Consider the following 10,508-nt stretch of genomic DNA (forward strand, 5'->3'; position numbering starts at 1 on the left):
GTTTAGGAGAATTTGGTCCAGATCATCCTTTTTATAATATTGCAGGTAGCGACAACATTGTGTTGTTTACAACTGAACGTTATAAAGCGCAGCCGTTAATTATTCAAGGCGCTGGGGCTGGAGCAGAGGTAACAGCTGCTGGTGTATTTGCTGAAATTATTAAAGTAGCTAATCTTTAAGATTTGAACGAGAGTGTAAAAGTATACGTACCAGCTACCATTGCCAATGTAGCCTCAGGGTTCGATGTGTTAGGAATGGCTATCGATAAGCCAGGTGACATTGTTTCTGTTCGCAAAACGAACGATTCCAAAATTACTATTGTAAACTCTTTAGAAGGAATAGAATTGCCTCTTAATCCATTGGAGAACACTGCAGGTGTTTCATTAATGAGCTATTTAAAAACTATTGATTCTGATCAAGGTTTTGAAATTGATATTGTTGAGAAAATCAATCCAGGTGGCGGTATGGGATCTAGTGCTGCAAGTGCAGTTGCAAGTGTTTTTGCAGCTAATGAATTAATGGGAAACCCGTTAACGGCTGAAGAGTTATTGCCATCAGCGCTTGAGGGTGAGCAAATAGCTTCTAAAGCTATTCATAACGATAATGTTGGTCCAGCACTATTAGGAGGTATTGTTCTTACTACGAGTTATCAGCCATTACGAGTTATTAAAATTACTCCTCCTGAAGATTTACATTGTGTAGTTGTATATCCCCATATGAAATTGAATACTGCTGATTCTAGAAGAGTATTGCCAGCAAATTATTCAATGCATGATTCTACTCAACAAGCAGCAAATTTAGCAGGCTTAATTGCTGGCCTTATTAATTCTGATTATGACCTTATAAGCCGGTGCCTAGTCGATGTTTTAGCTGAACCTTATCGGAGGTCTCTCATTCCTCAATTTGATGAAGTTAAGTCAGCGGCATTAACTAATGGAGCGTTAGGTTGCAGTATCTCAGGTGCTGGTCCTTCAGTATTTGCTTTAACTAACGACTTGGATATTGCTAATAAAGTGATGAGTGCAATGAGAGTCGGATTTGAAAAAGGAGGCTTACAAACGGATGGTTATGTTTCCAAAGTGAATGCAAGCGGACCTAAAATATTAGATTAAAATTTATTGGCGATGAAGTATTATAGTACAAACGGAGGAGTAAAACCAACAAGTTTAAAAGAGGCAGTTCTTAAAGGATTAGCGGACGACAAAGGGCTCTATATGCCTGAAACGATTGTTCAATTGCCAGCGTCTTTCTTCGAAAACCTCGGTTCAATGTCTTTGCAGGATATCGCTTTTGAAGTATCCAAATTGTATGTTGATGGGGATATTCCTGATAATGAGTTAAGAGCTTTAACAGATGAAGTGATGTCTTTTGACATACCCGTTGTTAATGTAGAAAAGAACCTAAATACTCTTGAATTATTCCATGGACCAACGTTAGCTTTTAAAGATATTGGTGCAAGATTTACTTCAAGATTAATGGGGCACTTCTTAAAAGGAGATAATCGGAAAATTAGAATTTTAGTGGCTACATCTGGTGATACCGGTGGGGCAGTGGCTAGTGGTTTCTTTAACGTGCCTAACATTAGTGTTACAATTTTATATCCTAGAGGAAAGGTTAGCGATATTCAAGAAAAACAATTAACCACAATGGGTGGTAATATTGAGGCTGTTGAAATCGAAGGAACATTTGATGATTGTCAAAGACTAGTAAAGGAAGCTTTTTTAGATAAAGAGGTTACAGCTAAAATGAATTTGTCATCTTCTAATTCAATTAATATTGCTCGTCTTATCCCTCAGTCGTTTTACTATTATTATGCTATTGGTCAGTTGACTAAAGAGCAAAGAGAAAAAGGTGTAGTCTTTTCAATTTGTAGTGGGAACTTCGGACACATTACAGCCGGTATTTTAGCTAAACGAACAGGATTAAATATTGATCAGTTAGTTGCAGCCACTAATATTAACGATATAGTTCCAGAATATTTAGATACAAAAGTATATACAGCGAGACCTTCTACAGAAACGATATCCAATGCTATGGATGTAGGCGATCCTAGTAATTTCAAGCGAATGATGGACATGTATGATAACTCGCATGAAGAAATATCTAAGGATATCACTGGATGTAGATATACGGATGATCAAACGCGTGAAGTGATGAGAGATGTTTATAAAAGAACATCTTACGTGTTAGACCCTCATGGTGCTATTGGATATATGGGATTGCGAGATTATTTAGGTGACACAGATAAAACAGGGATCTTTTTTGAAACTGCTCATCCAGCTAAGTTTTTAGACGTAGTGGAAGAAACACTAGATACGAAAATCGAAATTCCACAGCCTTTGTTAGACTGTATCGATAAAGAAAAAGTTTCTACTGTTTTGTCAAAAGACTACGCTGACTTTAAAACTTATTTATTAGGCTAATTCTTTACTTCTTTTAGCTGTCTCAAGACTCTTTTTTGAGAGTAATAGAATTCTTCTTCGTTGAATTTATATTTAGGAGCTTCATCTCTAAGAAGGGATTCAAGCGTATCTATTTCCATTTCATTGACAAGAAAAAATGTTTCTAGGTATGTCTTTTGTGAAATTCGAATCATCTCTTTTTTAACTAATTCACGGTAGCTTGTGTCTTTAATCATTCTTTTATGAAATGGTTCTAATTCTTTGCTGGATAAATTGAGTTCCGCATCTTTAAGTAGGGTAGAGCCATTATCAAAACCAATTGGTTCAAGTTTTTCTGTCTTCGGATTAAAATAGAATCTTAAATTATGCCATCTTAATGAATGCCGATTCCCCATTAATTCATTTATAGCGAAGAATTTAGCCCACTTTTCAAAATCAAAGGCATCTTTCGCCTCAATTTTTTCTTTTCTGTAATCATCTAAAAGTTTGACGGCTTGTTTCGTGATATCGATATTCTTTTTATCGGCACACCAATCTTTATTAGTAATCTTAATCGGAGCTGTTTTCATTAACATTTTGTCTCTATTCCATTTCCCTCCAGATTTCTTGTAGTATTTCCAAAAGGCAGTTTCATCGAATTTCATGATCGGACCTTTCTTCCTTTTGGCCATTTTTAAAAGGTAGTTGTCAAAATGACTTTCAAAAGCATACATCCCACAATGCGTATTGTTCATGCAAAATGGAAAAAATTCATACTGTAAATGAATTAGGCCTTCTTGTTCTAATAATCTATGAAATACCCATTCATTGATATAGGCTCTTGTCTTAACTCCTTGCACGGATATTTTGCTGTGATTGAGTATTTTACCATCTAGGGCAATAATTCGATACGACCATCTATCGGTTTTGAAGTGATCAGCATGGTCTCCTTTCAGTCTGGCTTTAACAGAAATCACCTTGTTGTTACACTCTAAGGAACAAATTGAATAGTCGTCTTTCGTTCTTAAGAGAAGTCCATAGTTAATTGCTTTTTTTCTTATTTGATTTATTTTTTTAATCGAACTATCAGGAATAACTAAGTTCATCCCAGTGGATAAATCTTGCTTACCGATATAGTTTTTTTTACTGCAGCTGGCTAGTATCAATAAGCTAATTGAGTAGATTAAAAAGTATACGTATAGATTGTTGAAAATCAAGGTTCAGAGGGTTAAATAGCTTGTTACTTTAAATTAAGGTTTCTTCACTCTGCTTAGATGGGTGGCTAATTCTTTAGAAAATTTATTTGCTCCAATATTGTTAAGGTGATTTAAACCTGCCCAATCTGTATCAAAGTAAACGCTAGGTTTATTAAGCATGATGAATTCGCAATTCCCAATTGAACTTTTGAATAATTTTAGAATTCTCTGCCTGTTTGTCGTCGCTTTGTTAAAAGCCAAATGGTTAGGTAGCTCTACGAATATGAGTTCTATTTTCTGAACTCGACAATAATTTATAAGGCTATTAATGGCTTTTATATTAATACCAGCAACATTAGGTTTGTGAGACGTAACAGGTCTAGCAATGTTTTTACGAATAAGGAATCCATTTTCATAAGAATGGTTGAATCTATCTTTGTCGTATAAAAATTTAAGGGTATGCTCAATCACGTTTCGGTACCTGAACATTTTTATTATGTTATAGAAGTTAAGGTTGGATTTTTCAAGATTTATATTATTCTCAATGTGATCTTTAATAATCTGCGAATCTAAATTCTCCATAACTGATGGTCGTACTCTATCTGGCCATTCTTTTTCATTTAAATAGATTCCCAATAAAATTTTATTTGGCTTGTTATTATTATTAATGTACTGTCGTAGAATCAATTCGGATTCAAATATTGTGGATCCACCTATTGCCATATTGTATGATTTTCCATGTAATATGGAATCTAAAATATGCGGATTGAAAGCTTGTTGTGAAATTGAATTACCCAGAATTAGACAGGTGTAATCCTTGTTTTTTAGATTGAATATTTTTTCAATTTTGGGTTCATTTGGATCAATGTTTAGAGTGATTATTTCTAATATTTCCCCAATGGATAATACTAGAACCACAAGGATTATTAAAAATGAGCTTGTATATATTGCTTCTTTTTTCATTAGAACTGGAAATATATAAATTCTTCACTTCGAGTATTCCCAAATAGAATAATCAATGACACTAGGAGTAAGTAAAAGCTCCATTTACTAAGGAGGCTTTGATTATATATGGTTCTTAAAGTATTGTTGTTTTTCGCATAATCAAGTATTATCAATAAGCCAATCATAGTTAATTCAATAATTAAGTTATATGGCTTAATGGCATGAGAATAAGTCATACTAGGGATATTAGAGATGAATGAGATTGCCTCAGAGAATGAATTTGACCTAAAAAACACCCAGGCTAGACTTGTAATTGAGAAGGTAGTTATTAGGCCAATTATTTTTTTGAAAAACGTATCATGTATTTTGTCTTTATTCCAAATATTTTCCAAAAGATAAAATAGACCATGAATGCTTCCCCATATAATAAATGTCCAATTTGCTCCATGCCAAATGCCCGAAACTATAAATGTTATTAGGATGTTTAGATAATATCGTCCTTTACTTACTTTGTTTCCTCCAAGTATAATGTAAACGTAATCTCTAAACCAAGAGGATAAAGAGATGTGCCATCGTTGCCAAAACTCTTTCAATGAAGTTGAAAAATATGGTGTATTGAAATTTTTATTTAGGTTGAAACCAAACATTTTTGCAAGCCCAATAGCCATGCTGGAGTAACCAGAGAAATCGCAATAGATTTGAAAAGCAAAGAAGAAAGTAGCTAAGAGGTTGTTAATTCCTCCAAATGTTTCTTGGTTTTCAAAAACAATGTTAACGTACTCCGCTAAGTTATCCGCTACAACTACTTTCTTAAATAGTCCCCATATGAAAAATTGTAGACCTAGTTTAATATTTTGGAAGTTTGTTTCTCGATTGGATGTAAATTGGGGTAGGAGGTGAGATGCTCGTTCTATTGGTCCTGCTACTAATTGAGGGAAAAAGCTAACGAATGAAGCGAAAGAGATAAAGTCTTTGGTCGGATTTAATTTTCCTCTATAGATATCTATAGAGTAGCTTAATGTTTGAAAAGTATAAAAACTGATTCCTACTGGTAGGATCACGTCAAGAAAAAACGGGCTAGTTTCTAGGCCAATATTATTGGCTAAGGTCGAGAATGAGTCCGCAAAGAAATTAAAGTATTTGAATATCCATAAAAGTCCAAGGTTTGTAAATATGCTGATATATAAGTAAGTCTTTTTGACTTTCCTTTCGGAAGATTCATTGATTTTAAGTCCACAGTAGTAGTCAATAACGGTGCTAAAGGCAATAAGGCCTAAAAATCTATAGTCCCACCATCCATAGAAAAAATAACTACTAGCAAGAAGTAAAATATTTTGAGCAATTCTGTTTTTCCTTAGAAGAATATATAAGGCAAGAACTAAAGGGAGAAATATGAAGAATGTTAAACTGTTAAAAATCATAATTTTAACATGTTCTTATTTTATTCCAACTGTATAGAATCCTGTCATTTTCATAGGTTCACCATCAAATTTCAATTCAGGTTCATCTAACGTTGTAGTTTCTGAATAACTACAACCAGAAGAGCTTAATAGTGACTCTACGTCCTTTTGTTCATATTTGGTAAAACCATAATTAGCTAGTTCGATTTTATCCATAAAGCTTTTTGAACGATATCCTATTAGGATTCTCCCACCTGGCTTTAAAATACGTAGCAGTTCCTTAATATTTTCACTTGGCTTAGGCCAAAAATATAGAGTGTTGGTTGTAATAATGGCATCAATTGAATCGTCATCAAATGGAAGCGTTGCTATTGAAGATTCTATGAAATCAACTTTTCCGGAATCAATTAATTTTTGATTAATATTTTTTGCTTCTTCAATCATTGTAGGGGAGAAATCTAAACCAATATATTTTATATTGTCGGCCATTTGGAATAAATCAGAAATGAAATAACCGTTTCCCATTCCTATTTCAAGAATCCGTTCTCCATCTTGGGCATTTAGAATTTTATATGAATTAAGACAAATGTGTTTATTTCCCTTATTCATCTGAATTCCTACCGCTTTTCCCGTTTCTCCTTCTGGGTGCCTTAAATGCTTCGCAAGCTCTTGAGGAGAAAGCTTATTGTCAGGGTTTAGTTCTTCAGACACTCGAATAAGCTTTAGTTGATGCTTTTTAGGTTACTGATGGTTTCGGTAGGGTTGGATGAATTAAATACAAAACTCCCTGCTACAAGAACATCTGCACCAGCTTCAATCAGTTTAGGGGCATTGTCAGCATTAACGCCTCCATCTATTTCAATTTTGCAATTAGAGTTAGTCGCAATAATAATTTGCTTCAGCTCTTTAATTTTGGCGTATGTATGTTCTATAAAGCTTTGTCCTCCAAAACCTGGATTAACAGACATCAGGCAGACTAAATCAATATCCTTAATTACATCCTTTAATAAAGAAACGGGAGTGTGAGGGTTTAACGCCACTCCAGCTTGCATATCTTCTTGCTTAATAGCTTGAAGTACTCGATGTAGATGGTCACAAACTTCATAATGTACGGTTAGAATATCTGCACCACATTTTTTAAAATCCTTGATGTAGTTGTCTGGTTCTACTATCATCAAATGGACATCCATAGTTTTGGTAGCTATTTTACTAATAGTACTGATGACAGGCATTCCAAAAGATATATTAGGAACAAATCTTCCGTCCATCACATCAATGTGGAACCAATCGGCTTTACTTTCATTAATCATTTTGCAATCTCTTTCGAGATTTCCGAAGTCTGCTGCTAAAACAGAAGGTGCAATTAAATGGCTCATCTATTTATGTTTGTTTGAGTAAAAATAATAACTATTGGCGAAGTCTCAGCTTAAATCGTATGCATAAAAAAAGGCCGATCGCTCGGCCTTTTCTTTTAACCTAAATAGGTTTTTAAAATTTTGTTTCTAGAAACGTGTTTCAGACGTCTTATGGCTTTCTCTTTAATTTGCCTAACTCTTTCTCTAGTTAAATCAAATTTCTCACCAATTTCTTCCAGAGTCATAGAGTGTTCTCCATTTAATCCGAAGTATAATCTAACAACATCAGCCTCTCGAGGTGTAAGAGTTCCTAATGCTCGTTCGATTTCAGTTCTTAAAGAATCATTAATTAAACCGCCTTCAGGGTTTGGACTATCCGCACTAGGCATTACTTCGTACATGTTAGAACTACTAGAATCGTCATTTGATAATGGAGCATCCATTGATACGTGACGTCCAGCATTTTTCATGGACTCTTTAATGTCTGTTTCGCTTAATTCTAATTTCTCAGCAATCTCACTAGGAGTAGGTTCTCTTTCGAATTGTTGCTCTAAATATGAGAATGCTTTACCAATTTTATTGATAGAACCAATTTTATTCAATGGTAAACGAACAATTCTACTTTGTTCAGCTAAAGCTTGAAGAATAGACTGACGAATCCACCATACAGCGTATGAAATGAATTTAAATCCTCTTGTTTCATCGAATCGTTGAGCCGCTTTAATTAAACCAAGATTACCTTCGTTAATTAAATCAGGAAGACTTAAGCCTTGATTTTGATATTGCTTAGCTACAGAAACTACAAACCTAAGATTAGCTTTAGTAAGTTTCTCTAAAGCAGCATGATCACCTTTTTTAATTCTTACCGCAAGCTTTACTTCCTCTTCAGCAGTAATCAAATCAACTCTACCTATTTCTTGTAGGTATTTGTCAAGAGAGGCCGTCTCTCTATTCGTAATCTGCTTGGTTATTTTTAGCTGTCTCATTTACCGTATTGAATTTTTCTTCTTTTTCTTATAGTGCAGTTCGATGACTACGAATGGTATAAAAAAAAGTTACAATTAATTGCAATTATTTTATTCCTGTACTGGCGCTGCTGTTTCTTCTTGTTTATCCAAAAGAACTTTTCTCGATAATTTTAATTTGCCAGATTTACTGTCGATATCAATTATTTTAACCTCAACTATTTCTCCTTCCTTAAGAACACTTTCAACTGTTTCTAGTCTTTTATGATCAATTTCAGAGATGTGTAATAGGCCATCTTTTCCAGGAAGTATCTCAACAAACGCGCCATAAGGCATAATTGATTTTACTTTTCCTTTATATACTTCACCTATTTCAGGAACACTTACGATTAGTTTAATTTTCGCTAGAGCTGCTTCTAAAGATTCTTTATTATCGCTAAATACATCAACAATACCTACACCATCAACTTCATCAATAACAATAGAAGCACCAGTTTCAGCTTGTAATTCTTGGATTACTTTTCCGCCTGGTCCGATTACCGCACCAATCATATCTTTAGGAATTTCCAATTTAACAATTCTAGGAGCGTGATCTTTAATTTCAGAATTTGGTGAAGAAATAACTTTGTCGATTTCACCTAATATGTGTAATCTTCCCGCTCTAGCTTGCATTAAGGCTTCGGTCATAACATCATATGGTAAACCATCGATTTTAATGTCCATTTGACAAGCAGTAATACCGTCTCTAGTACCAGTTACCTTGAAATCCATATCACCTAAATGATCTTCGTCACCAAGTATATCAGATAATACAGCGTTGTTTCCTTTGCCATCGCTAATAAGGCCCATTGCGATTCCTGAAACAGGCTTCTTAATTTGAATACCTGCATCCATTAAAGACATAGTACCTGCACAAACAGTTGCCATAGATGAAGATCCATTTGATTCAAGAATATCTGACAATATTCTAATTGTATAAGCTGAATCTGCAGGAATCATTCTTTTAAGTGCTCTCAAAGCCAAGTTTCCATGTCCAATTTCTCTCCTGCTAGTACCTCTTAAGAATCTAGCTTCACCGGTTGAGAAAGGAGGAAAGTTGTAATGTAACATGAACTTTTCTCTTGAAGAAGAAGTAACGCTATCAACAATTTGCTCATCCATTTTGTTACCTAAAGTAACACTTGCTAAGGCTTGGGTTTCACCTCGTGTAAATATAGCTGAACCATGTGCTCCTGGAAGGTAATTCACCTCACCCCAGATTGCTCTAATTTCATCCGTTTTTCTACCATCTAGTCGAGTTCGTTCGGTAAGAACCATTGTTCTAACCGCGTCTTTGTTCACATCGTGAAAATATTCACTGATAAGACCTTTTTTCTCAGCAGCTTCTTCTGCAGATAGGCTAGCAACAAATGCTTCTTTTACAGCAGTAAATTTCACACTTCTTTCTGCTTTAGAAGAACCTTCTTTAGCAATTTCGTAGCACTTGTCGTAACAAGCAGATTTAAGAGCATCGAATAAAGGTTGATCCACATCCGCAACAGCGAAATCTCTTTTTACGGTAGCTTTCTCAATAGTTTTAGCTAATTCAATTTGTGCGCTACATTGTATTTTAATTGCTTCATGAGCAAATTTGATGGCCTCTAGCATTTCTTCTTCAGAAATTTCGTCCATTTCGCCTTCAACCATTACAATGTCTTTCAACGTACCTCCGATAATCATATCGATATCAGCTGAGTCTAATTCTTCTTTTGAAGGATTAATAGTTAGTTGTCCATTAATCCGAGCAACTCTTACTTCAGAAACAGGACCGCTAAAAGGAATATCCGAACACATCAAGGCTGTTGACGCTGCTAAACATGCAAGACCGTCAGGCATTACATCTTTATCATGAGAAATTAAAGAAACAAGAACTTGTGTCTCACACATAAAGTCCTTCGGGAATAGAGGTCTAAGAACTCTATCAATAAGTCTACTTGTTAAAATTTCGTTATCAGTTGGTCGAGCTTCTCTTTTAAAGAATCCTCCTGGAAATTTACCTGCAGCAGAATATTTCTCTTTGTAATCAACGGAAAGAGGGAAATAGTCCATTGTAGACGCATTTCTGCTTGCTACTACTGTAGCTAACAACATCATGTTCTTATGTTTCAATACAATCGAGCCATCCGACTGCTTTGCCAATTTACCTGTCTCTAATGTGACAGAATTACCTTCGGACATGTCGAAAGTATAATTCGTTCCAATATTAGCCATTCTAATAGGTTTAATA

At 34.8% G+C, this 10,508-nt stretch carries 10 protein-coding genes; 3 read left to right on the forward strand and 7 right to left on the reverse strand.

The window, feature by feature from the left end:
- The 3 genes from HRT72_11705 to thrC form a co-directional block, all read left to right on the forward strand.
- Window positions 1-179 (forward strand): hypothetical protein (locus tag HRT72_11705; protein NQY68370.1); only part of this gene is annotated, 179 nt, incomplete at its 5' end.
- A gap of 3 nt (window positions 180-182) precedes the next feature.
- The gene (locus tag HRT72_11710; GenBank protein NQY68371.1) at window positions 183-1,112 is read left to right on the forward strand and encodes a homoserine kinase; all 930 of its coding nucleotides are present in this window, start codon (window positions 183-185) and stop codon (window positions 1,110-1,112) included.
- Window positions 1,113-1,124: 12 nt separating this feature from the next.
- Window positions 1,125-2,423, forward strand: coding sequence for a threonine synthase (gene thrC, locus HRT72_11715; GenBank protein NQY68372.1), 1,299 nt, complete (start codon window positions 1,125-1,127; stop codon window positions 2,421-2,423).
- On the opposite strand, the gene HRT72_11720 is transcribed toward thrC, so the two are convergent.
- From HRT72_11720 to HRT72_11750, 7 genes are all read right to left on the reverse strand, one after another.
- On the reverse strand, window positions 2,420-3,547 hold the full coding sequence (locus tag HRT72_11720; GenBank protein NQY68373.1) for a hypothetical protein: 1,128 nt from the start codon (window positions 3,545-3,547) through the stop codon (window positions 2,420-2,422). The two genes, thrC and HRT72_11720, sit on opposite strands and share 4 nt — an antisense overlap.
- Before the next feature lie 84 nt (window positions 3,548-3,631).
- Window positions 3,632-4,540, reverse strand: coding sequence for a hypothetical protein (locus tag HRT72_11725; GenBank protein ID NQY68374.1), 909 nt, complete (start codon window positions 4,538-4,540; stop codon window positions 3,632-3,634).
- Window positions 4,540-5,943: an MBOAT family protein gene (locus tag HRT72_11730; GenBank protein ID NQY68375.1), complete on the reverse strand. Its 1,404-nt coding sequence runs from the start codon at window positions 5,941-5,943 to the stop codon at window positions 4,540-4,542. The genes HRT72_11725 and HRT72_11730 overlap by 1 nt, the downstream gene beginning before the upstream one ends.
- 15 nt (window positions 5,944-5,958) lie before the next feature.
- Entirely contained in the window at window positions 5,959-6,633 is a 675-nt protein-coding gene (locus tag HRT72_11735; GenBank protein NQY68376.1) for a class I SAM-dependent methyltransferase, read from the reverse strand.
- A gap of 11 nt (window positions 6,634-6,644) precedes the next feature.
- Entirely contained in the window at window positions 6,645-7,298 is a 654-nt protein-coding gene (locus HRT72_11740) for a ribulose-phosphate 3-epimerase (GenBank protein ID NQY68377.1), read from the reverse strand.
- 95 nt (window positions 7,299-7,393) lie between these two features.
- Window positions 7,394-8,263 (reverse strand): sigma-70 family RNA polymerase sigma factor, encoded by an 870-nt coding sequence (locus HRT72_11745; GenBank protein ID NQY68378.1) that lies wholly within the window; start codon window positions 8,261-8,263, stop codon window positions 7,394-7,396.
- Between the two features lie 90 nt (window positions 8,264-8,353).
- Window positions 8,354-10,492 (reverse strand): polyribonucleotide nucleotidyltransferase, encoded by a 2,139-nt coding sequence (locus tag HRT72_11750; protein NQY68379.1) that lies wholly within the window; start codon window positions 10,490-10,492, stop codon window positions 8,354-8,356.
- Window positions 10,493-10,508: the final 16 nt, after the last annotated feature.

The sequence above is a fragment of the Flavobacteriales bacterium genome, assembly GCA_013214975.1.
In the GTDB taxonomy this organism is placed as follows: Bacteria; Bacteroidota; Bacteroidia; order DT-38; family DT-38; genus DT-38.

Bases quoted from the DNA above. Each gene is read 5' to 3' on its own strand.
- HRT72_11745 (NQY68378.1), bottom strand. From the start codon at position 8,263: ATGAGACAGCTAAAAATAACCAAGCAGATTACGAATAGAGAGACGGCC.
- HRT72_11730 (NQY68375.1), bottom strand. From the start codon at position 5,943: ATGATTTTTAACAGTTTAACATTCTTCATATTTCTCCCTTTAGTTCTT.
- HRT72_11725 (NQY68374.1), bottom strand. From the start codon at position 4,540: ATGAAAAAAGAAGCAATATATACAAGCTCATTTTTAATAATCCTTGTG.
- thrC (NQY68372.1), top strand. From the start codon at position 1,125: ATGAAGTATTATAGTACAAACGGAGGAGTAAAACCAACAAGTTTAAAA.
- HRT72_11750 (NQY68379.1), bottom strand. From the start codon at position 10,492: ATGGCTAATATTGGAACGAATTATACTTTCGACATGTCCGAAGGTAAT.
- HRT72_11740 (NQY68377.1), bottom strand. From the start codon at position 7,298: ATGAGCCATTTAATTGCACCTTCTGTTTTAGCAGCAGACTTCGGAAAT.